Origin of the sequence: Phycicoccus duodecadis, from assembly GCF_002846495.1 — a bacterium.
GTDB classification, from domain to species: domain Bacteria; phylum Actinomycetota; class Actinomycetes; order Actinomycetales; family Dermatophilaceae; genus Phycicoccus; species Phycicoccus duodecadis.
This window is the reverse complement of record NZ_PJNE01000001.1, coordinates 953,483-974,321: the sequence shown is the minus strand read 5'-3', so window position 1 is coordinate 974,321 and position 20,839 is coordinate 953,483. Positions and strand designations below refer to the sequence as shown.

At 74.2% G+C, this 20,839-nt stretch carries 26 protein-coding genes; 15 read left to right on the top strand and 11 right to left on the bottom strand.

Translation table 11 applies throughout. The annotated features are described in order from the left end of the window. Positions 1-3 precede the first annotated feature (3 nt). On the top strand, positions 4-1,041 hold the full coding sequence (locus tag ATL31_RS04445; protein ID WP_101394714.1) for an ABC transporter ATP-binding protein: 1,038 nt from the start codon (positions 4-6) through the stop codon (positions 1,039-1,041). Continuing rightward, positions 1,034-2,230, top strand: coding sequence for an ABC transporter ATP-binding protein (locus tag ATL31_RS04440; RefSeq protein ID WP_101394713.1), 1,197 nt, complete (start codon positions 1,034-1,036; stop codon positions 2,228-2,230). Before ATL31_RS04445 ends, ATL31_RS04440 begins: the two co-directional genes overlap by 8 nt. Before the next feature lie 9 nt (positions 2,231-2,239). Here ATL31_RS04440 and rsgA read toward each other — a convergent pair whose 3' ends face one another. The 3 genes from rsgA to ATL31_RS04425 are packed head-to-tail and all read right to left on the bottom strand — an operon-like array spanning position 2,240 to position 5,080. Continuing rightward, on the bottom strand, positions 2,240-3,262 hold the full coding sequence (gene rsgA / locus ATL31_RS04435; RefSeq protein ID WP_101394712.1) for a ribosome small subunit-dependent GTPase A: 1,023 nt from the start codon (positions 3,260-3,262) through the stop codon (positions 2,240-2,242). Beyond that, complete coding sequence (gene aroA, locus ATL31_RS04430) at positions 3,262-4,551, bottom strand: 3-phosphoshikimate 1-carboxyvinyltransferase (protein WP_101394711.1); 1,290 nt, start codon at positions 4,549-4,551, stop codon at positions 3,262-3,264. Before aroA ends, rsgA begins: the two co-directional genes overlap by 1 nt. Beyond that, positions 4,538-5,080 (bottom strand): DoxX family protein, encoded by a 543-nt coding sequence (locus tag ATL31_RS04425; RefSeq protein ID WP_101394710.1) that lies wholly within the window; start codon positions 5,078-5,080, stop codon positions 4,538-4,540. Before ATL31_RS04425 ends, aroA begins: the two co-directional genes overlap by 14 nt. A gap of 86 nt (positions 5,081-5,166) precedes the next feature. Between ATL31_RS04425 and ATL31_RS04420 the strand changes: the two genes are divergently transcribed. From ATL31_RS04420 to rsrA, 4 genes are all read left to right on the top strand, one after another. Continuing rightward, complete coding sequence (locus ATL31_RS04420) at positions 5,167-6,006, top strand: SOS response-associated peptidase (RefSeq protein WP_101394709.1); 840 nt, start codon at positions 5,167-5,169, stop codon at positions 6,004-6,006. Next, positions 6,003-6,653: an alpha/beta hydrolase family protein gene (locus ATL31_RS16620; RefSeq protein WP_211283962.1), complete on the top strand. Its 651-nt coding sequence runs from the start codon at positions 6,003-6,005 to the stop codon at positions 6,651-6,653. The genes ATL31_RS04420 and ATL31_RS16620 overlap by 4 nt, the downstream gene beginning before the upstream one ends. 67 nt (positions 6,654-6,720) lie before the next feature. Then, positions 6,721-7,353 (top strand): sigma-70 family RNA polymerase sigma factor, encoded by a 633-nt coding sequence (locus tag ATL31_RS04410; RefSeq protein WP_101394708.1) that lies wholly within the window; start codon positions 6,721-6,723, stop codon positions 7,351-7,353. Then, positions 7,353-7,622, top strand: coding sequence for a mycothiol system anti-sigma-R factor (rsrA, locus tag ATL31_RS04405; protein WP_101394707.1), 270 nt, complete (start codon positions 7,353-7,355; stop codon positions 7,620-7,622). The genes ATL31_RS04410 and rsrA overlap by 1 nt, the downstream gene beginning before the upstream one ends. A gap of 63 nt (positions 7,623-7,685) precedes the next feature. On the opposite strand, the gene ATL31_RS17170 is transcribed toward rsrA, so the two are convergent. After that, positions 7,686-7,760, bottom strand: a complete 75-nt coding sequence (locus ATL31_RS17170; protein WP_101397243.1) for a 50S ribosomal protein bL37 — start codon at positions 7,758-7,760, stop codon at positions 7,686-7,688. Positions 7,761-7,913: 153 nt separating this feature from the next. On the opposite strand from ATL31_RS17170, the gene ATL31_RS16395 reads away from it, so the two are divergent. From ATL31_RS16395 to manA, 4 genes are read left to right on the top strand one after another with little or no spacing between them, the layout of a single operon-like run. Next, positions 7,914-8,051: a hypothetical protein gene (locus ATL31_RS16395; protein WP_158239783.1), complete on the top strand. Its 138-nt coding sequence runs from the start codon at positions 7,914-7,916 to the stop codon at positions 8,049-8,051. 56 nt (positions 8,052-8,107) lie between these two features. Beyond that, a complete protein-coding gene (locus tag ATL31_RS04395; protein WP_101394706.1) occupies positions 8,108-9,328 on the top strand; it encodes an HD-GYP domain-containing protein in 1,221 nt (406 codons plus the stop codon). Then, positions 9,325-10,653 carry an HD-GYP domain-containing protein gene (locus ATL31_RS04390; RefSeq protein WP_101394705.1) on the top strand — a complete coding sequence of 443 codons (1,329 nt, stop codon included), beginning with the start codon at positions 9,325-9,327 and terminating at the stop codon, positions 10,651-10,653. Before ATL31_RS04395 ends, ATL31_RS04390 begins: the two co-directional genes overlap by 4 nt. Before the next feature lie 39 nt (positions 10,654-10,692). Next, entirely contained in the window at positions 10,693-11,853 is a 1,161-nt protein-coding gene (manA, locus tag ATL31_RS04385; protein WP_101394704.1) for a mannose-6-phosphate isomerase, class I, read from the top strand. A gap of 64 nt (positions 11,854-11,917) precedes the next feature. Here manA and sodN read toward each other — a convergent pair whose 3' ends face one another. Together sodN and ATL31_RS04375 are read right to left on the bottom strand one after the other, a co-directional pair. After that, positions 11,918-12,313 (bottom strand): superoxide dismutase, Ni, encoded by a 396-nt coding sequence (gene sodN / locus ATL31_RS04380; protein ID WP_055816442.1) that lies wholly within the window; start codon positions 12,311-12,313, stop codon positions 11,918-11,920. A 47-nt stretch (positions 12,314-12,360) separates the two neighbouring features. Further along, entirely contained in the window at positions 12,361-12,687 is a 327-nt protein-coding gene (locus tag ATL31_RS04375; protein ID WP_101394703.1) for a S24 family peptidase, read from the bottom strand. A gap of 225 nt (positions 12,688-12,912) precedes the next feature. Here ATL31_RS04375 and ATL31_RS04370 point away from each other — a divergent pair, with 225 nt between their 5' ends. Both ATL31_RS04370 and ATL31_RS04365 read left to right on the top strand, forming a co-directional pair. After that, positions 12,913-14,106 carry an NAD(P)-dependent malic enzyme gene (locus ATL31_RS04370; RefSeq protein WP_101394702.1) on the top strand — a complete coding sequence of 398 codons (1,194 nt, stop codon included), beginning with the start codon at positions 12,913-12,915 and terminating at the stop codon, positions 14,104-14,106. 13 nt (positions 14,107-14,119) lie between these two features. Beyond that, a complete protein-coding gene (locus tag ATL31_RS04365; RefSeq protein WP_101394701.1) occupies positions 14,120-14,725 on the top strand; it encodes an arsenate reductase/protein-tyrosine-phosphatase family protein in 606 nt (201 codons plus the stop codon). On the opposite strand, the gene rfbC is transcribed toward ATL31_RS04365, so the two are convergent. Together rfbC and rfbA are read right to left on the bottom strand one after the other, a co-directional pair. Then, positions 14,710-15,315: a dTDP-4-dehydrorhamnose 3,5-epimerase gene (gene rfbC / locus ATL31_RS04360; protein ID WP_101394700.1), complete on the bottom strand. Its 606-nt coding sequence runs from the start codon at positions 15,313-15,315 to the stop codon at positions 14,710-14,712. The genes ATL31_RS04365 and rfbC overlap by 16 nt on opposite strands. Beyond that, complete coding sequence (gene rfbA / locus ATL31_RS04355) at positions 15,315-16,190, bottom strand: glucose-1-phosphate thymidylyltransferase RfbA (protein WP_101394699.1); 876 nt, start codon at positions 16,188-16,190, stop codon at positions 15,315-15,317. Before rfbA ends, rfbC begins: the two co-directional genes overlap by 1 nt. Positions 16,191-16,245: 55 nt before the next feature. On the opposite strand from rfbA, the gene rfbB reads away from it, so the two are divergent. From rfbB to ATL31_RS04340, 3 genes are read left to right on the top strand one after another with little or no spacing between them, the layout of a single operon-like run. Continuing rightward, positions 16,246-17,253, top strand: coding sequence for a dTDP-glucose 4,6-dehydratase (gene rfbB / locus ATL31_RS04350; RefSeq protein WP_101394698.1), 1,008 nt, complete (start codon positions 16,246-16,248; stop codon positions 17,251-17,253). After that, complete coding sequence (gene rfbD / locus ATL31_RS04345; protein WP_101394697.1) at positions 17,253-18,113, top strand: dTDP-4-dehydrorhamnose reductase; 861 nt, start codon at positions 17,253-17,255, stop codon at positions 18,111-18,113. The genes rfbB and rfbD overlap by 1 nt, the downstream gene beginning before the upstream one ends. Positions 18,114-18,123: 10 nt before the next feature. After that, complete coding sequence (locus tag ATL31_RS04340; protein ID WP_101394696.1) at positions 18,124-19,092, top strand: zinc-binding dehydrogenase; 969 nt, start codon at positions 18,124-18,126, stop codon at positions 19,090-19,092. On the opposite strand, the gene mmuM is transcribed toward ATL31_RS04340, so the two are convergent. Genes mmuM through ATL31_RS16495 form a run of 3 tightly spaced genes read right to left on the bottom strand, consistent with a single transcriptional unit; the run spans position 19,082 to position 20,831 of the window. Continuing rightward, positions 19,082-19,990, bottom strand: a complete 909-nt coding sequence (mmuM, locus tag ATL31_RS04335; RefSeq protein WP_245861903.1) for a homocysteine S-methyltransferase — start codon at positions 19,988-19,990, stop codon at positions 19,082-19,084. The two genes, ATL31_RS04340 and mmuM, sit on opposite strands and share 11 nt — an antisense overlap. Further along, positions 19,972-20,646 carry a GDSL-type esterase/lipase family protein gene (locus ATL31_RS04330; RefSeq protein WP_101397241.1) on the bottom strand — a complete coding sequence of 225 codons (675 nt, stop codon included), beginning with the start codon at positions 20,644-20,646 and terminating at the stop codon, positions 19,972-19,974. The genes mmuM and ATL31_RS04330 overlap by 19 nt, the downstream gene beginning before the upstream one ends. An 8-nt stretch (positions 20,647-20,654) precedes the next feature. Next, positions 20,655-20,831 (bottom strand): DUF6104 family protein, encoded by a 177-nt coding sequence (locus ATL31_RS16495; RefSeq protein WP_170062487.1) that lies wholly within the window; start codon positions 20,829-20,831, stop codon positions 20,655-20,657. Between the last annotated feature and the right edge of the window lie 8 nt (positions 20,832-20,839).

Genomic DNA, 20,839 nt, shown 5'->3' with positions numbered 1-20,839 from the left:
CTCATGACCACCGACACCCCGACCCGGAGCAAGGGCTCCGACGTCACCTACACCCCCCAGGACGGCGTCCTCCTCGAGGTCGACGACCTCTTCGTCGAGTTCCACACCCCCGACGGGGTGGCCACCGCCATCAACGGCATCTCCTTCGAGCTGCACCAGGGCGAGTCCCTGGCCATCCTCGGCGAGTCCGGCTCCGGCAAGTCCGTCACCGCGCAGGCGATCATGGGCATCCTCGACATGCCGCCGGCCGTCATCCCGCAGGGCCACATCCGCTACTGCGGCCAGGACCTGCTGACGATGGACCCCGAGCAGCGTCGCAAGACGCGCGGCCCGGAGATCTCGATGATCTTCCAGGACGCGCTGTCGTCGCTGAACCCGGTCTTCCCCGTGGGCTGGCAGATCGCCGAGATGTTCCGCACCCACCGCGGGATGAACAAGAGCGACGCCCTCCAGCAGGCCGTCCGGCTCATGGAGCGGGTCCAGATCCCCGGCGCGCGCGAGCGCGTCAAGGCCTACCCGCACCAGTTCTCCGGCGGGATGCGCCAGCGCATCATGATCGCCGTCGCGATCGCGCTCGACCCGGCGGTGCTCATCGCCGACGAGCCCACGACCGCGCTCGACGTCACGGTGCAGGCGCAGATCATGGCCCTGCTCGAGGAGCTGCAGGAGGAGCGCCAGATGGGGCTCATCCTGATCACCCACGATCTCGGCGTCGTGGCCGACGTCGCCGACCGCATCGCGGTCATGTACGCGGGCCGGCTCGTCGAGAAGGCCGACGTGAACGACCTGTACGCGGCGCCGGCCCATCCCTACACCCGCGGCCTGCTCGAGTCGATCCCGCGCCTGGACCAGAAGGGGCAGAAGCTGTCGGCCATCGGTGGGCTCCCGCCCAACCTGATGCGGATCCCGGCGGGCTGCCCGTTCAACCCGCGCTGCCGGATGGCCCAGGACATCTGCCGACGTGACCTCCCGCCGCTGCGCGAGGTCGCCCCGGGCCGCCTGGCGGCCTGCCATTTCGCCGAGGAGGTCATCGATGCCTGAGGTCGTCCTCAGTGCGCAGAACCTGGTCAAGCACTACCCCATCAGGAAGGGTGTGCTCAAGCGGACGGTGGGCCAGGTCAAGGCCGTCGACGGGGTCACCTTCGACCTGCACAAGGGCGAGACCCTCGGCATCGTCGGTGAGTCCGGCTGCGGCAAGTCCACGCTCGGCCGCCTCCTCATGCGCCTCGAGGACCCCACCTCGGGGTCGGTGGCCTTCCAGGGCGAGGACTGGTCGGGGGCCTCCGGGCGCGAGATGCGCCGGCTGCGCCGCAACATCCAGATCGTCTTCCAGGACCCCTACACCTCGCTGAACCCGCGCATGACGGTCGGCGACATCGTCGGGGAGCCGTTCGAGATCCACCCCGACGTCGTGCCGAAGGGTGGGCGCCGCAAGCGGGTCCAGGAGCTCCTCGACCTGGTCGGCCTCAACCCCGAGCACATCAACCGCTACCCGCACCAGTTCTCCGGCGGCCAGCGCCAGCGCATCGGTATCGCCCGCGGCATCGCGCTCAACCCGAGCGTGCTGATCTGCGACGAGCCGGTCTCGGCGCTCGACGTCTCGGTGCAGGCGCAGGTCGTCAACCTCATGGAGAAGCTGCAGGACGAGCTCGGCCTGGCGTACGTCTTCATCGCGCACGACCTCTCCGTGGTGCGGCACATCTCCGACCGGGTCGGTGTCATGTACCTCGGCCGGATGGCCGAGCTGGGCGAGGAGGACGAGGTGTACTCGCGTCCCACGCACCCGTACACCCAGGCGCTGCTCTCGGCCGTGCCGGTGCCCGACCCCACGCTGCGCGGCAAGCGCGAGCAGATCGTGCTCGTGGGCGACGTGCCCTCGCCGGCCAACCCACCCTCGGGCTGCCGGTTCCACACCCGGTGCTGGAAGGCGCAGGACCGGTGCACGACCGAGGAGCCCCAGCTGGTGCTGCGGCCCGACGGCCACGGCGAGCACCTCTCGGCGTGCCACTTCGCCGAGGCGCGGGCGGTCGTCGAGACCGTCGACGTCAGCGACGTCCAGCCGGACCTCCGGTTCAGCACCACCGACGTCGCCGACATCCCCGGCGTCGACGACGGCCCGGACGGCGTGGTCGAGGAGCGCTCCGACGTGCTGCACGACGACGCGGACCGGGCCCCGCAGGACATCACGCGCCTGGTCGACGAGCAGCCGGACGACCACCGCACCCCGTAGGGCCGTGGGTCACTCCCCCTGGGCGGGGGAGCGCGACCGCAGCAGGCGCCGCAGCGACTCGAGCCGGGACACCCCGGCCGGTCCTGCGGCGCCGCTGTCGACCCAGGCACCGAGGGCGCACTCCTCCTCGTCGTGGGTGCAGCCGCGTGGGCACTGCGTGGTGCCCGGCTCGAGGTCGGGGAAGTGCGAGATGATCCGGGCCGGGTCGACGTGCGCCAGGCCGAACGAGCGCACCCCGGGGGTGTCGATGACCCAGCCGTCGTCGTCCGGCAGGGGCAGGGCCACCGCGGAGGAGGAGGTGTGCCGGCCGCGCCCGGTGACGTCGTTGACGACCCCCACGGCGCGCAGCGCGTCGGGCACCAGGGCGTTGACCAGCGTCGACTTGCCGACGCCGGAGTGGCCGATGAGGACGCTGACCCGGCCGGCGAGGAGCGCCCGGAGCTCCTCGACCCCGGTGCGGGCCCCGTCGGCGCGCGAGGTGACGACGTAGCGCACGTCGAGCGGGGCGTACTGCTCGAGGAAGGGGGCCGCGTCGGCGAGGTCGGACTTGGTGAGGACGAGCAGCGGCTCCATCCCGGCGTCGTAGGCCGCCACCAGGCAGCGGTCGATCATCCGGGGGCGCGGCTCGGGGTTGGCCAGCGCGGTGACGACGACGAGCTGGTCGGCGTTGGCCACCAGGATGCGCTCGACGGGGTCGGTGTCGTCGGCGGTGCGGCGCAGCACCGTCATCCGAGGGGAGACCCGCACGATGCGGGCCAGGCTGCCGTCGTCGCCGGAGACGTCGCCGACCAGGTGCACCTCGTCACCGACGACGATGCCCTTGCGCCCCAGCTCGCGCGCCCGCATGGCCAGCACGCGCCGCTCGCCGCCCCGGCTCACCAGGGCCGTGTAGCGGCCGCGGTCGACCACCAGGACCCGCCCGGTCACGGCGTCGGCGTGCGCCGGGCGCTCCTTGGTGCGGGGCCGGGAGCCGCGGCGGTTGGGGCGGATGCGGACGTCGGACTCGTCGTAGTCCCGCGTCGACCGCGCCATCAGGCCTCCGCGGTGGCGTGCTCGCGCAGCATGCGGTCCCAGAGATCGGTGAACTCGGGCATGGTCTTGGCGACCGTGCCGACGTCCTCGACCACCACCCCGGGCACCGCCAGCCCGAGCACCGCCCCGGCCATCACCATCCGGTGGTCGGCGTAGGTGTGGAAGACGCCGCCGTGCAGGGGAGCGGGGGAGATGCGCAGGCCGTCGTCGGTCTCGTCGACCGCCGCGCCGAGGGCCCCGAGCTCGGTGCGCAGGGCGGCCAGGCGGTCGGTCTCGTGGCCGCGGATGTGGGCCACCCCGCGGATGATGCTGGGCCCGTCGGCGAGGGCGGCCAGGGCGGCGACCACGGGCGTGAGCTCGCTGGAGCCGTGCAGGTCGACGTCGACGCCGAGGACCGTGCCGGTGCCGGTGACGGTGAGGCCGGCGCGGTCGAGGACGACCTCGGCGCCCATCATGTCGAGGACCTCGCGGACGAAGTCGCCACCCTGGGTGGTGTACTGCGGCCAGCCGGGCACGTGCACCCGCCCGCCGGTGACGAGGGCGGCGGCCAGGAACTGCGCCGCGTTCGAGAGGTCGGGCTCGACCTGCACGTCGAGGGCGTTGACCTCGCTGGGCTCGACCCGCCAGGTGTGCGGCTCGGAGTCGTCGACGACCACGCCGGCGTCGCGCAGGGTCTCGACCGTCATCTCGATGTGCGGCAGGCTCGGCACGGCCCCACCCCGGTGGTGCACGGTGACGCCCTGGTCGTAGCGCGCGCCCGAGAGCAGCAGCCCCGACACGAACTGCGACGAGGCCGAGGCGTCGATCGTCACCGAGCCGCCGCGGACCCGGCCCTCGCCGACCACGGTGAACGGCAGGCCGGTGGCGCCCTCGTCGAGTCGCACCCCCAGGGTGCGCAGTGCGTCGAGCACCGGGGCCATGGGGCGGCGCCGCGCGTGCGGGTCGCCGTCGAAGCGCACCACACCGTCGGCCAGGCCGGCCAGCGGGGGGACGAACCGCATCACGTTGCCGGCCAGGCCGCAGTCGACGGTGGCGCCGCCACGCAGCGGGCCGGGCGTGACCAGCCAGTCGCCGTCGCCGAGGTCCTCGACGCCGACGCCGAGGCCGCGCAGCGCGGCCGCCATGAGGCGGGTGTCGCGCGAGCGGAGGGGGGCGCGCAGACGCGAGACGTCACCGGCGAGAGCGGCCAGCACGAGGTAGCGGTTGGTCAGGGACTTGCTGCCGGGGAGCAGGACGCGAGCGTCGACCGGCCCGTCGGCGGTGGGTGCCTCCCAGTCAGCTGAAGGCATGCTGCGCCTGGGCGGCCTTGAGCCTGGCCTCCGTGGTGGCCGAGTGCGCGACGTGCCGCGCCTCCCGCCGGGTCGTGCGGGCCGCGCGCTGCACGCTCGCGCCGGCCAGGTGGGCCCGATAGGCCAGCCCCGGCTTGCCGTCGGTGTCGACGGCGGCGAGCAGGAGACCGCCGAGCAGCCCGAGGTTCTTCAGCAGGTGGACGCGCTGCTGGGCCCGGACCGCGGGGTCCTCCTCCTTCCAGAACTGGTGCGCCGAGACGGTGGTGGGCACCAGGGTGGCGGCCAGCACGGTGGCCGAGAGGCGCGGCATCCGGCCCATGGCCAGCAGGGTGCCGGCGGTGACCATGGCCACGCCGTTGGCGCGCACGAGCAGCTCGGTGTCCTGCGGCAGGCGCAGCAGCGGGGCCATCTTCTCGACGATCGGCCGAGCGGTCTCGGCCTTGGCCGAGGGGTGCTTCAGCTGGTCGACGCCACCGACGACGAACATCGACGCGAGCAAGGGACGGGCGACGCGGCGCACCAAGGACATCCGCTACCTCCAGATCGGGTTCCTGCTGGTCAGGAGCTCCCTCCCTACCGTAGTTGCTCGCGATGCCCGTGCGTAGCCTGAGCACCATGTGTGGGCGCTACGCCGCGACGGCCAACCCCGACGAGCTCGTCCTCGAGTTCGAGGTCGAGGACGACCGCACGGGCGAGCCCGGTCGCAGCGTCCTGGTCAACCCCCAGGAGCCCCCGCCGGGGCGCCCCGACCACAACATGGCGCCCACCAAGCAGGCCCCCGTGGTCCTGGCCCGGGCACCTCGGGAGGACCGCGCCGCCGGGCCCAGCCGTCAGCTGCGCCTCCTCACCTGGGGCCTGGTGCCGAGCTGGTCGAAGGACCCCCGCGCCGGTGCCCGGATGATCAACGCCCGGGTCGAGACGGTGGCCGAGAAGCCGGCCTTCGCCCGCGCCCTGGCCGCACGGCGCTGCCTGGTCCCCGCCGCCGGCTGGTACGAGTGGCAGGTCTCGCCCACGGCCCTCGACGCCAAGGGCGCGCCGCGCAAGCAGCCGTTCTTCACGCAGCGGGCCGACGGGGCGTCGGTGGCGATGGCCGGCCTCTACGAGTTCTGGCGCGACCCGGCGGTCCCGGACCCCGACGACCCCCTGGCCTGGCTCACCACCTTCACCGTCGTCACCGGCCCCGCCGAGGCGGGCCTGGACCGCATCCACGACCGGCAGCCGATGGTCCTGGACCGCGACGACTGGCGGGAGTGGCTCGACCCGGCCACCGGCGCGGCCGACGCGCTCGCCCTGTTGGCCCCCCACGCCCCGGGGCGCTTCACCGCCCATCCGGTCTCGCGGGCGGTCAGCAGTAACCGGGCCAACGGCCCCGCCCTGCTCGAGCCGGTGCCCGTCTCCGAGCTGGTGGGCGTGGTCGACCCGATGACGGGCGAGATCGTCGGGGCGGACGGGTGAGCGTCGCCCTCGTGGCCACGCCACAGGGGAGTGCCCGTACCACCACCGACGAGCCCGGGGGCGCGCCCGTCGGCACCCTCGTGCTCGGCCACGGGGCCGGCGGCCTGCGGTGGACCGACGACGTGCTGGCCGTGCGCGAGGCCGCTCTGGAGGCCGGCTGGCGCGTCGTCCTGGTCGACCAGCCCTGGCGGGTCGAGGGCCGGCGCGTCGGCCCCGGGCCGGGCGCGCTCGACCCGGCGTGGCTCGCCGTGCTGGCCGCGGTGCCCCGGACCGGGCCGCTGGTGGTGGGTGGCCGCAGCGCCGGCGCCCGGGTCGCCTGCCGCACCGCCGCGGCGGTCGGGGCCGACGCCGTGCTCGCCCTCTCGTTCCCGCTGCACCCTCCGGGCCGGCCCGAGCGGTCCCGCGCCGAGGAGCTGGTGCGGCCCCTCGCCGCCGGCCTCCGAGTGCACGTCGTGCAGGGCCGCAGGGACCCCTTCGGCACGCCGGACGAGGTCCGGGCGGTGCTGCCCGAGGGTGCCGGGCTCGACGTCGTCGAGGGCCCGCACTCGCTCGAGCGGGCGGCCACCGCGGTCGCCGCCGCCGTGGTGCGCCTCCTGCGGAATGTCCGCGTCGTGGGCGATGTTTCAGCGGGGGAAAGCATCCCCTGAGGAAGGTCAGCACGTGTTCGTCCTCGACACCACGACCCCGCGGCGCGCCCGGCTAGGCTGGGGGGCGATGAGCACCCCCCAGACCCCGCTCGACGAGACGCCGACCGAGGTCGACGTCGCCACCGAGACCCCGGCCGAGCGCCAGGCCCGCTTCGAGCGCGAGGCCCTCCCTCTCCTCGACCAGCTGTACGCCGCCGCGATGCGGACCACGCGCAACCCCGCCGACGCCGAGGACCTCCTCCAGGAGACCTACGCCAAGGCCTACGCCGCGTTCCACCAGTACCGCCCCGGCACCAACCTCAAGGCGTGGATGTACCGCATCCTCACCAACACCTACATCAACACCTACCGCAAGAAGCAGCGCGAGCCGCAGCAGTCCGACAGCTCCGACGTCGAGGACTACCAGCTGGCCCGGGCCGAGTCGCACACCTCCGCCGGGCTGAAGTCCGCCGAGGCGCAGGCGCTCGAGCACCTCCCCGACAACGAGGTCACCCGGGCGCTCCAGGAGCTCCCCGAGGACTTCCGGATGGCGGTCTACCTGGCCGACGTCGAGGGCTTCGCCTACAAGGAGATCGCCGAGATCATGGGCACCCCCATCGGGACCGTCATGTCGCGCCTCCACCGGGGCCGGCGCCAGCTGCGGGCGCTGCTCACCGGCTACGCGCGCGAGCGCGGCCTCGTCGGCGCGGAGGAGGAGTGATGGCAGAGCACCGGCACGAAGGTCACACCGACTGCTCCGAGGTCCTGCACCACATCTACGAGTACCTCGACGGCGAGATGAGCCCCGACGACGTCAGGCGCGTCGCCGGTCACCTGGCCGAGTGCCGGCCGTGCCTGGCCGAGCACGACCTCGACGCGGCCGTCAAGGAGGTCGTGCGTCGCTCCTGCGTCGAGCAGCCGGCTCCCGCCGCCCTGCGGATGCAGGTGGTGCACCGCATCACGACCATCCGGATGGACCTCGACGGCTGAGGCCCCCGGCACGACGAAGGGCCCGGTGTGCGTGTGCACACCGGGCCCTTCGTCGTCGGCCGGTCAGGCGTTGGGGCGTCGGCCGTGGTTGGCCTTGCTGCCCTTGCGCGTGCGGCGCTTGCGGGCGCGCTTGCTCATGGGTGCTCCTCGGATGGGGTCGTCGAGCGCCACCCCCGTGAAACAGGTGTGGCCTGAGCGATTGTCGCACATCGCTGCGCGTGCGACACTTCTGGCATCTCCTGAGCGCCCGGAGCGCGTCGTCAGGAGTGTCCACCTCTGAAAGGAATGTCCATGCGTACTCTCCGCGCCGCTCTCGCCGTCCTCGCCCTCGCCGCCGTCAGCCTCGCCGTCCCGGCGGCCGCCCACGCGGCCCCGTCGTCCTCGGTCTCCAAGGTCACCCTGCACAACGGTCTCGGCTGGGGCGGCTGACGCCTGACGTGAACCAGGCTGACACCCAGGAAGGGCGACCGTCGCAACCGACTGCCGTGACCACGGCGATCTACATCGCGGCGGTCGTCCTTCTTGCGGTGTCCCTGTTGGTGGTCGGCGTGCTCACGGCCGGCCCCAGCCTCGGCGGCGACCTGGCGGTCTTCCTCGTGCTGGCCGTCTTCGTGGTCCTCATCGGGGACGTGGTGGTCGAGGGGCGGACGCGTCTGTCCCTGTCCAACGTGCTGCTCCTGGGGGGCCAGGTGCTCGTCGGGCCCTTCGGCGCTGGGATCCTGGGCGCCGTCCTGGGTGTGCTCCAGCACCGGAAGGTCCCCGTCCGGGCGCGCGTCTTCAACGCCGCCCAGGCCGCCTGCTACGCGACGCTGGGCGGTCTCGCCTTCCTCGCGGTGGGCGGCAGCCACGACCCCGGCGCGCTGCGCGACGTCCATGACGTGCTGCGCCACCTCGCCCTGCCGATCCTGGTCGCCGACGTGTGCCAGGTCGTCGTCAACGTCCTCCTGCTCGCCGGTGTCGTCCGGGTCAGCACCGGTGTCTCACTGCGCACCGAGGTCAACCAGCTCCTCACCAGCGTCGGCCTGCTCAACCTCGGGTACGGCGTCATCGCGTTCCTCCTCGCCCTGCTGTGGATCCCGGCGGGGATGGGCGCCGCCGCGGTGGTGCTCGTCGTGGCCCCGCTGCTCGTCGCCCAGTGGGCGTACCGCCAGCACGCCGAGGAGCTCCGCGGCCAGGAGCGGGCCCTCCAGGTGCTGGTGGCGGCCCTCGAGGCGAAGGCCCCGCATCTCACCGGTCACAGTGCCCGCGTCGCCGACCTCAGCGCCTCGATGGCCGAGGCCCTGGGCCTGCGACCACAGGTCATCGGCGACACCCGCCTGGCCGGGATGCTGCACGACGTGGGCCAGACCAGCCTGCCCACGGCCGTGGTCCGCAGCGTCGCGTCCACCTCCGCCGCCCTCGACGACTACCCGCGCCGCAGCGCCGGCATCCTCGGTGGCCTCAGCTTCCTCGACGGCGCGCTGGCGCCCATCGCCGACCACCGGGTAGCGCTCGACACCCGGCTGGCACCGGCCACGCTGCCCGGCGGCATCGTCGGGCTGGCCGACGCGTACGACCTGCTCACCGAGGTCGGTGGCCTCGACGGCGCGGTGCTGGGCAGCGCCGAGGCGCGCGAGCGGCTGCGCGCGCTCCCCGGCGTCGACGACGACCTGCTCCGCGCCCTCTCGACCGCGCTGCTGCGGCCGTCGTCGTCGACCGAGCGATGACGTCGATCCTGCGGGTGGCCCGCCCGTTGGCCTGTGCCCTCACCCTGGCCGCGGGGGTGCTCGTGGTCGCGTCGCTGGTCCTGTCCGGGGGCGACCTCCCCACCCTGCTCGGTACCCACGCCGTCACTCTCGCCGTGTTCCTCGGGGCGATCGTGGTGGGCGAGCTGGTCCGGCTGCGGATGCCCAGCGGCCGCGACACCGCGCCGCTCGCGTCCGCGTCGGCCCTGGCGGTGGCGGTGGTCGGCCCCATCCAGGACCAGCCGGTCTTCCAGGTCGGCCCGGGCCTGGTCGTCCTCGTCGTCGCGATGGGGCTGACCCTGGCCGCGGGGGCGAGGCGCCTGCGCCGCCTCCCCGTCACCGTGGCGCCGCTCGCCGCCCGACTGCTCGGGGTCGCGATCGCCGCGTCCATCGTGCGGCAGTGGGGGGTCGGCGGCCAGACCCTCTGGTCGGACCAGATGCGCAGCGACGTCCCACGGGGCGTGGTCGCCGTCGGGATGGCGCTGGCGGCCGCCGTGGGGCTGGTCGTCGAGCTGCTGCTCGTGGCCGCCGTGCGGGCCGAGCGCCAGCGCACGCCGTGGACCACCGCCACGCGCGACGAGCTGGGGGAGGCCGCGCCGCTGACCTTCGCGGTCGCGGTCACCGGCCCCATGGTGGCGGTGATGTCGCCCATCCTCGGTCTGCTCGCCCTGCCGGTGGCCCTGGTGCCGCTGGTGATGGCCTACAGCGCGGTGGGCCAGTACGCGCGCAACCGCGCCACCAACCGCCAGCTCATCGCCACCCTGTCGCGGCTCACCGAGGAGGGCGGCTACACCCCGTCGCGGCACGCCGAGCGGGTCAGCGACCTGTCGGTGCGGATGGGTCGGGTGCTGGGTCTCGGGGAGCGCGAGCTCCGTGACGTCGAGTACGCCGCCCTGCTGCACGACCTCGGGCAGATCTCGCTCACCGACCCCATCCCCGACGGCGCCACCGTGCTCGCGGCGCCCAGCGACCAGCGTGACATCGCGGCCGAGGGCGCGCGCATCATCCGCAAGGCCGAGACGCTCGACACCGTGGCCCGCTACGTCGAGCTGCAGACCACGCCGTACCGGCAGGTCCGCGAGCTCGGTGAGGAGGTGCCGATGGGCAGCCGCATCATCAAGTGCGCCAACGCCTTCGACGACCTCACCGGGGGCTCCGACCAGCCGGGCGACGTCGCGGCAGCGATCGAGCGCATCCACCTCGGCCTGGGGTACGAGTACGACCCCGACGTCGTCGACGCCCTCACCCGGGTCGTCGAGGACGCCACGGCGGGCCGGGTCGGGGAGCGCCGGTTGGTCTCGCGCTAGAGTGCGGTACCGCCACCGCCCGCGAGCACGAAGGACCCCGTGGACCGCCTCACCCCCGTCGTCTTCCGCGACGCCTGGGGCTCCCACGTCGCCATCGCCAGCCTCCAGGGTCGCGACATCCCCACTCCCGAGCCGGAGTCCGAGCTCTGGATGGGCGCGCACGAGAGCGGACCCTCCGGCACCGAGCGCCCCGGCCGGCCGCACCTGGCGGCCGTCGTCGCGGCCGACCCGGAGGCCGAGCTGGGCGCGGCCTGTGTCGAGCGGCACGGCCCGCGGCTGCCCTTCCTGCTGAAGGTCCTCGCCCCGGGGCGCGCCATCTCCATCCAGGTGCACCCCAGCGCCGAGCAGGCCGTGGCGGTGCGGGCGCTCACCGGGGACGCCGTCTACGTCGACGACTCCGCCAAGCCCGAGCTGCTGCTCGCCATCGCGCCCTTCGAGGTCTTCGTCGGGATGCGCGAGCCGGCCGCCGTGGCCGAGGTGGCGCGGCGACTGGCGGTCCCGGCGTTCTCCCGCCTGGTCGAGGGGGCCGCCACGGCCGACGACCCCGCGCACGCCGTGCTGGCGGCGGTGCTCGGCACGCCGCCGGCCGAGGTCCCGGCGCTGACCCGTGACGTCGTGGCCGCGTGCATCCGGCTGTCCGAGAGCTCCGACGAGATCGGCACGGCCGCTGCCGCGGTGGTCGAGGTGGCCGAGATGCACCCCGACGACATCGGGCTGGTGGTGCTGCTGCTCATGCACCACCGGGTCCTGAGGCCGGGGGAGTACGTCGACGTCGCCGCCGGCGTGCTGCACTCCTACGTGCGCGGGCTGGGCATCGAGGTGCTGGCCAACTCCGACAACGTGGTGCGCGCCGGGCTCACCACCAAGGAGGTCAACGTCCCCGAGCTGCTGCGCATCGTCGACCCCCGGGCCGCCGCCGTCGCGGGGCGCGGGCGGGCGGCCGGCGACGGCGTCGAGGTGTTCGACTCGGCCTCCGACCGGTTCCTGCTGCACCGGGTGACACCGGGGCGGGTGCTCCCCGGCGCCGGCCCGCGCCTGGTCTTCTGCCTGCGCGGCGAGGTCACGCTCACGAGCGGCACGGGGTCGCTGGCCCTGGGCGACACCGGGTCGGTGTTCCTGCCCGCCGGCGAGGGCGAGGTCGTGCTCGACGGCCGCGGCGAGGTCTACCTCGTGACCGTGCCGGGCCTCGGCGCCGGCTGAGGCCGGACACGACGACGGCGGGCACCCCCGCCGAGGGGACGCCCGCCGCCACGGACCTGGGGGGTCAGGCCTTCTTGGTCTCGGCGAAGATCGCCGCGATCTCGTCGATCTTGGCCAGCAGCTCGTCGGCCTTGGCCGCGTCGAGCTCGCCCTTGGTGCCGGAGGCGCCCGCGAGCTTCGTCGCCTCGTTGAAGAGGGTGTGCAGCTGCGGGTACTTCTCGAAGTGGGGGGCCTTGAAGTAGTCGGTCCAGAGCACCCAGAGGTGGTGCTTGACCAGCTCGGAGCGCTGCTCCTTGATGAGGATGGCGCGGGTGCGGAAGTCGGGGTCGTCGTTGTCGGCGACCTTGGCGATGATCGCCTTGATCGACTCGGCCTCGATGCGTGCCTGGGCGGGGTCGTAGACGCCGCAGGGAAGGTCGCAGTGGGCCGAGACCTCGGTGATGCGGAACAGGGACAGCATGGTGTCGCACACTCCTTGCGGTCGGGACTCGGTGGTCGTTCCTCAACCTACCCCAGGGGTCGCCACACCATCCCTGCGACCACCGCCAGGACGTCGTCGCCGGTCACGGACCCGACGTCGAAGGACGTGACGCCCTCGGCGGGGTTGTCCGCGTCGAGCCACCACCGGGTGCGGTCGCCCGGGTCGGGCCCGGTCACCCGCTTGACCGCCACCGGCCGGGCCACCCCGTCGGCGGTCGGCGGGAGACGGACGACGTGCACCCGCCCGGGCCGGGGCCGCAGCCCCCGCAGCACCAGGAGCACGTCACCGTCGCGGTAGGTCGGGAGCATGGACCGCCCGCGCACCCGGACCAGGGCGGGCAGGGGCAGGCGCATGCCGCGATCCTGCCACCGCCGGTGTGACAGCGGCGGAGGGGCGGACCGGCGCGACGCGGGTCACACCCTGCGGCATTGCCACGTCCCGGGCCCGCGGGTCATGATGAAGGCGCCGGCGGCCACCCCCGCCCCGTGACGACCGAGACGAACCCTCCCTCGGGCCCGCACCACCCCCTCGCGCAGCGCCCTGACGGCGCGCGCTCCCGTGCCCCTGGAGGAGCCATCGTGTCCGCGTCCCCCGTCCTGCCGTCCTTCGACCCCGAGAGCCCGGTCTTCCGCGCCCACGAGGGCGGCAAGCTGGGCGTACACGCCACGCAGCCCCTGCGCGACCGGGCCGACCTGGCGCTGCTGTACACGCCCGGGGTCGCCGAGGTCTCGCTGGCCATTGCCGCCGACCCGAGCCTCTCGGCCCGCTACACCGCCCGCGCCAACACCGTCGCCGTCATCAGCGACGGGACGGCGGTGCTCGGGCTGGGCGACATCGGCCCGCTGGCCGCGATGCCGGTGATGGAGGGCAAGGCGGTGCTCTTCAAGCACTTCGCCGGCATCGACGCCGTGCCCGTGGTGATGGAGACCGGCACCGTCGAGGAGCTGGTCGAGGCCATCGCCCGCATCGCCCCGAGCTACGGCGGCATCAACCTGGAGGACATCTCGGCTCCGCGCTGCTTCGCCATCGAGGAGCAGCTGCGCGACCGGCTCGACATCCCCGTCTTCCACGACGACCAGCACGGCACCGCCATCGTGGTGCTGGCCGGCCTGTACAACGCGGTGCGGGTCCTGGGCCGTCGCCTCGAGGACCTGCGCGTCGTCGTGGCCGGCGCCGGGGCCGCCGGGGTCGCGGTGACGCGGCTGCTCCAGCGGGCCGGGGTCCGCGACGTCGTGGTGTGCGACTCCCGCGGCGTCATCGCGCCCTCGCGGCCCGACCTCGCCGAGCACAAGCAGCGCCTGGCGGTCTCGACGAACCCGCGCGGCGTGACCGGGTCGCTGGCGGCGGCGCTGGCCGGTGCCGACTGCTACATCGGCGTCTCGGGCGGGACGGTGCCCGAGGAGCAGGTGGCGACGATGGCCCCGGGCGGCATCGTCTTCGCGCTCGCGAACCCGCAGCCCGAGGTGCACCCCGACGTCGCGCACCGGCACGCCGCGATCGTCGCCACCGGGCGCTCGGACTTCCCGAACCAGATCAACAACGTGCTCGCGTTCCCCGGCATCTTCCGCGGCGCGCTCGACGCCGGCGCCCCGAAGGTCACCGAGGCCATGAAGCTGGCGGCGGCCCGCGCCATCGCCGACCTCGTGACGGACCCGACCCCCGAGCGGATCGTGCCGTCGGTGTTCGACGCCGGGGTCGCGGACGCCGTCGCCGAGGCGGTCCGGCGGCTCGCGAGCCGCCCGGGCGCGGGGGTCGGCCGCGCGCTGACCTAGGCTGACGGGTGTCATGAGTGATGCCGCCGCGGTCCCTGTCCGCCTCCTCACCGTCTGCACGGGCAACATCTGCCGGTCCCCGTACGCCGCCGCCCTGCTGGCCGACGGCCTCGCATGGGCGCGCCCGGGAGCCTTCGACGTCACCAGCGCCGGCACCCACGCCCTGGTGGGCCGGCCGGTCGACCCGGGCTCGCAGCGGCTGCTGGAGGCCAAGGACGTGCCGGTGCCGAGTACCCCCGCGCGCCTCCTCGTCGCCCGCGAGGTCGAGCAGCAGGCGCTCGTGCTCGTGATGTCCGACCAGCACCGCGTCCTCGTCCTCGACGAGGCCCCGGCAGCGCACCGCCGCACCGTGGGGCTGGTCGACCTCGCCACCGCGCTCGACACGGTGGCCGCCGGCTACTCCTGGCCCGACCTGCTGGCCGACGCCGGGGCCAAGGAGGTGCGCGGTCGCTGGCGCGCGCTGCCCGAGCTGCTGGCGGCCCTCGGCGCCCTGCCGAGCCGGGTGACGCCGGTGCTGGACCCGGTCGGGCGCGGGCCCGAGGTCTTCGCCCGGATGGGCGCACAGATCGACGCGGCGGTACGCACGGTGGTGCGCTGGGAGGCTCAGTTCGCGCGCTGAGCCAGGTGCTCGGCCCACGCGCGGCAGGCGTCCCAGGTGGGGAGCAGCCCCGACGCGGTCGCCTCCGCCAGGCTCGGCGCGGCGGCGTCCTTGGCCGACAGCACCGGCCGGGCGACCGGCCAGTCGATGCCGAGGTCGGGGTCGAGGGGGTGCACGCCGTGCTCGGCGGCCGGCCGGTAGGTGGCCGAGCACAGGTAGAGCGCCGTCGAGCCGTCCTCGAGGGCGCAGAGGGCGTGGCCGAGACCCTCCGACAGGTAGACGGCGCGGCGGGTGGTGGTGTCGAGCTCGACACCCTCCCACCGGCCGAAGGTGGGCGAGCCGACCCGCAGGTCGACCACGACGTCGAGCAGGCGCCCCGCCACTGCGGTGACGTACTTGGCCTGCCCCGGGGGCAGGTCGGCGAAGTGCACGCCGCGCACGGTGCCGCGCGAGGAGACCGACACGTTGGTCTGGACGATGTCGGGGCGGTGGCCGAGGTGCTGGGCCAGCAGGTCGCCGCGGTAGGACTCGAGGAACATCCCGCGCGGGTCCTCGTGCCGGCGGGGCGTGACCACGAAGGCGCCCGGGACGGCGAGCTCGGTGATCTCCATCAGCGGCCGCGGCCGCGGTCGACGCAGGCGTGCAGGTAGGCGCCGTAGCCGGACTTGGCGAGCTCGTCGCCGAGCCGGCGCAGGGCGTCGTCGTCGATCCAGCCGGCGCGCCAGGCGATCTCCTCGACGCACCCGATCTTGTGGCCCTGGCGTGCCTCGACGACGTGGACGAACTGGCCGGCGTCCATCAGCCCCTCGAAGGTGCCGGTGTCGAGCCAGGCCGTGCCGCGGGGGAGCACGGTGACCGCCAGGTCGCCCCGGCGCAGGTAGGCCTCGTTGACGGCGGTGATCTCGAGCTCGCCGCGAGGGCTGGGGGTCAGCCCGGCGGCGATGGCGACCACGTCGTTGTCGTAGAAGTACAGGCCCGGCACGGCGAAGTCGGAGCGCGGGTGCTCGGGCTTCTCCTCGATCGACAGCACGGTGCCGTCCTCGGCGAACTCGACGACGCCGTAGGCGGTGGGGTCGGCCACGTGGTAGGCGAAGATGTGGCCGCCGCGCACCTCGGTGAGCCGGCGCAGCGCCGTGCCCAGCCCGGTGCCGTAGAAGATGTTGTCGCCCAGCACCAGGGCCACGGGGTCGCCGCCGATGAAGTCGGCGCCGATGACGAAGGCCTGCGCGAGGCCCTCGGGGCGCGGCTGCACGGCGTACGACAGCTCGATGCCCCAGCGTGAGCCGTCACCCAGCAGGCGCCGGAACTGGGCCTCGTCCTCGGGGGTGGTGATGACGAGGATCTCGCGGATGCCCGCCATCATCAGGGTCGCGAGGGGGTAGTAGACCATCGGCTTGTCGTACACCGGCATCAGCTGCTTGGAGATCCCGAGCGTGATCGGGTGCAGCCTGGTGCCGGAGCCTCCCGCGAGGACGATGCCCTTCATGGGGCGCGAGCCTATCCGCCGGTGGGTCCCGGCACCGCCGGGTAGCCTGAGCCCCATGCGGGTTCTGGTCACGGGCGGGGCGGGCTTCATCGGCAGCAACTTCGTGCACCGCACCCTCGCGACCCGCCCCGACGCCGAGGTCACCGTGCTCGACGCGCTCACCTACGCGGGGTCCACGACCTCGCTCGACGGCGTGCTCGACCGGGTCGCGTTCGTCGAGGGCGACGTGGCCGACGCCGCCGCCGTCGACCCGCTCGTCGCCCGCAGCGACGTCGTGGTGCACTTCGCGGCCGAGTCGCACAACGACAACTCCCTGACCGACCCGACGCCCTTCGTGCGCACCAACCTGGTGGGCACCTTCACGATGCTCGAGGCGGTGCGCCGCCACGACGTGCGCTACCACCACATCTCCACCGACGAGGTCTACGGCGACCTCGAGCTCGACGACCCCGAGCGGTTCACCGAGGACACCCCGTACGCCCCGAGCTCCCCGTACTCGGCGACCAAGGCGGGTTCGGACCACCTCGTGCGCGCCTGGGTGAGGTCGTTCGGGGTCCGGGCGACGCTGTCGAACTGCTCGAACAACTACGGTCCGCGCCAGCACGTCGAGAAGTTCATCCCGCGCCAGGTCACCAACGTCCTCGACGGGCAGCGGCCCAAGCTGTACGGCGACGGGCTGAACGTCCGCGACTGGATCCACGTCGACGACCACAACGACGCGCTGTGGACCATCCTCGAGCACGGCCGCATCGGGCACACCTACCTCGTCGGGGCCGACGGCGAGATGAACAACGTCGACGTCATCCGGCTGGTGCTCGAGCTCATGGGGCAGGACCCGGAGGCCTTCGACCACGTCACCGACCGGGCCGGGCACGACCGCCGCTACGCCATCGAGGCCGGCCGGCTCCGCCAGGAGCTCGGCTGGGCGCCCCGCTACGGCACCTTCCGCGACGGCCTGGCGGCCACCATCGACTGGTACCGCGAGAACGAGGCGTGGTGGCGGCCGGTCAAGGAGGCCACCGAGGCGAAGTACGCCCTGACCCAGCAGGTGCTCACCCGCTGATGGCGCGCTGGCTGGTGGCCGGGGCCGCCGGGATGCTCGGCACCGACCTCTCGACGGTCCTCGAGGAGGCCGGGCACGCCGTGACCCGGGCCGACCTCCCGGGCCTGGACATCCTCGACCCGGCCTCGTGCGCCGCGGCGGTGGCCGGGCACGACGTCGTGGTCAACTGTGCGGCCTACACCGCGGTCGACGCCGCCGAGGCCGACGAGGCCGCCGCGTTCGCGGTCAACGCGGTGGGTGCCGCCCACCTGGCCCGGGCCGTCGACGCGGCGGGTGCCTCGCTGGTGCACCTCTCGACCGACTACGTCGTGGCCGGTGGCGGCACCGAGCCCTACCCGGCCGACGCGCCCGTGGCCCCGGCCTCCGCCTACGGCCGCACCAAGGCGGCGGGGGAGTGGGCGGTGCGGGCCGAGTGCCCCCGGACCTGGGTCGTGCGCACCGCCTGGCTCTACGGCGCGCACGGGCGCAGCATCCCCGCCACGGTGGCGCGGCTGGCCGCCGAGCGCGAGACGTTCGGGTTCGTCGCCGACCAGGTCGGGCAGCCGACGTGGACCGTCGACCTGGCCCACGGCATCCGCCGCATCGTCGAGGCCGGTGCGCCGCACGGCATCTGGCACGCCACCGGCGGTGGCCAGACCTCCTGGTACGGCCTCGCGCAGGCGGTGGTCGAGGAGCTGGGGCTCGACCCCGCGCGCGTCCGGCCCCTCACGACCGAGGACTACCCGCTGCCGGCCCCGCGGCCGGCCTACAGCGTCCTCGCCCACGACATGTGGGCCGAGCACGGTCTCGAGCCGCTGCCGCACTGGCGTGACGCACTCCACCGTGCGGCACCGGCCCTCTTCCCGGGGGCGGCTGGGTAGGGTCGGGAGCATGCTCGCCGCCTTCGCGAAGTCCCAGTCCGCCGACGACCCGCTGAGCGGCCTCGAGGTCGCCGAGCGGCCCGACCCCCAGGCCCGTGACGGCTGGACCACGGTGCGGGTGCGGGCCGCCGCCCTGAACCACCACGACGTGTGGTCGCTGCGCGGGGTGGGCCTGCCCGCCGACCGCCTGCCGATGGTCCTGGGCTGCGACGCCGCGGGGACCACCGAGGACGGCACCGAGGTGCTCGTCCACGCCGTGGTCGCCTCACCGGGCTGGACCGGCGACGAGACCCTCGACCCGAGGCGCACCCTGCTGTCCGAGCTGCACGACGGCACCCTGGCCGAGCTCGTGAGCGTGCCCACCGGCAACCTCGTCCCCAAGCCCGAGGGCCTGTCGTGGGAGCACGCCGCCTGCCTGCCCACGGCCTGGCTGACCGCCTACCGGATGCTCTTCACGAACGCCGGCGTGCGCCCCGGCGACACCGTGCTCGTGCAGGGGGCCGCGGGTGGGGTGGCCACCGCGCTGGTGCAGCTCGGCTCGGCGGCCGGCCTCCGGATGTGGGTCACCAGCCGCGACGCCGCCAAGGGCGAGCAGGCGGTGGCGCTCGGAGCCGACCGGGCCTTCGGGTCCGGCGAGCGGCTGCCCGACCGCGTCGACGCCGTGATGGAGACCGTCGGCGCCGCGACCTGGTCGCACAGCATCAACAGCCTGCGCCCCGGCGGCACCGTGGTCATCTCGGGGGCCACCTCGGGCGACGCCCCGAGCAAGGCCGAGCTGACCAAGATCTTCTTCAAGCAGCTGCGCGTGGTCGGCTCGACCATGGGCAGCCGTACCGAGCTCGAGAGCCTGGCCCGCTTCGTCGTGGGCTCCGGCATCGAGCCCCTCGTCGACAGCGTGCGCCCGCTGGCCGAGGCCCGCGACGGCTTCGCCCGGATGGTCGACGGTCAGGTCGCGGGCAAGGTCGTCTTCACCGTCTGAGCGCGGCCGCCACGGCGGCCACCCCGGCCGCCGAGGTCCCGCAGCAGCCGCCCACGAGGGCGGCGCCGCGCTCGACCCAGCCCCGCACCGTGTCCGCGGTGAACACGGGGGTGCCGGCGTCGGCCCAGGTCTTGCCGGCCGGGTCGTACCGCGCTCCGCTGTTGGGGTAGACCACGAACGGCACCGGGGCGCTCGCCCCCTCCAGCAGCTCGTCGACGAGAGCGGGGGCGGTGCAGTTGACCCCCACCGCCAGGCACGAGCCGCGGGCGGAGGCCGCGGCCTCCGCGAACGGCGCGCCACCGGTGAGCCGGCCGCCGGTGGTGGCCGAGAACGAGAGCCAGTACGGCATCCCGGGGGCGATCTCGTCGACGAGGCTCGCGACGACCTCGGCCTCGCGCAGCTCGGGCAGCGTCTCGACGGCCAGGAGGTCGGGGCCGGCCGCGACCAGGTGCTCGAGCCGGCGGGCGTGGAAGTCGCGCAGGGCGCCCCGGGGGACCTCGGGGTACCCGGTGTACTCGGAGCCGTCGGCCCGGGCCGCGCCGTAGGGGCCGACCGAGGCGGCGACCAGCGCCCGGTCGCCCGCTGCCTCCCGCGCGATGCGGACGGTGGCGAGCAGGTCGGCGTCGCACTGGGCCGCGGTAAGCCCGGCGGCCTCGTAGCCGGAGTACGACATCTGGTACGAGGCGGTGATGAGCACCCGCGCGCCGGCCTCGACGAAGCCGGCCTGGGCGGCGCGCACCTCGTCGGGCGCGTCGCGGACGAGGCGGGCCGACCACAGCGAGGTCGACAGGTCGTGGCCGCGCTCCTCGAGAGCGGTGGAGAGGCCGCCGTCGAGGACCACGGGACCCGCGGCCAGGAGGTCGCCGATCGCGGTGGGGCTCAGGCGATCCGGAGCCACTCGGCCCATCCGTTGTGCAGGACCAGCCAGGCGATGAGCCCGTAGCCGGCCTGCCCCGGGTGGTGCGGCACCGACGAGGCCGCGAGGTCGGTGCGCCACTGGTCGTGCTGGCGCAGCGGGCCGTAGCAGTCGACGAACGGGATGCCGCGGCGCGAGCACACGTCGGCCTGCGCTTCGACCAGGATCTCGAGCCGGCCGTTGAGCTCCTCGTCGTCGCTGGGGGGTGGGCTGACCACGAAGGTGCCGACCCCCTGGCTGGCGGCGTCGTCGAGCAGGTTCGCGAGGTTCAGGCGGTGGCGGGCCAGCGAGACCCCGGAGCTGATGTCGTCGCCCCCCACCGAGACGACCAGGCGGCGCTCGGTGCGCCCCGCCCAGCGCCGCGGCACCTCCGAGGTCCAGCGCTCGAGGAGGTCGGCGGTGGTGTCGCCGCGCACGCCCAGGTTGTAGGCGGTGAGCTCGAGGTCGGGATGCTGGGTACGGCCGACCACTCGGGTGACCCACCCCTGGCCCTTGGGGTCGCCGACACCGGCCACCAGGGAGGCGCCGAGGAAGACGAGCGCGACGTCGCGCGGACCGTCGGGCACCACCACCGCCTCGGGGCTGGGGCGGAACTCGATCGGGGCGGCCGCGCCGTCCCCGGTCTGCTCGTCGGGCATGTCCTTGCTCACTCGTCCTCGTCGTCCAGGCGCGCCAGCCAGGTGGCCAGCCGCTCCACAGGGGTCTCGAACTCGGGGTTGAGGTCGACGAACGTCCTCAGCTGCTCGGCCAGCCAGTCGAGGGTGACCTCCTCGTCCCCCCGCCGGGCCTGGAGCTCCTCGATCCCGCGGTCGGTGAAGTACACGCCAGCGA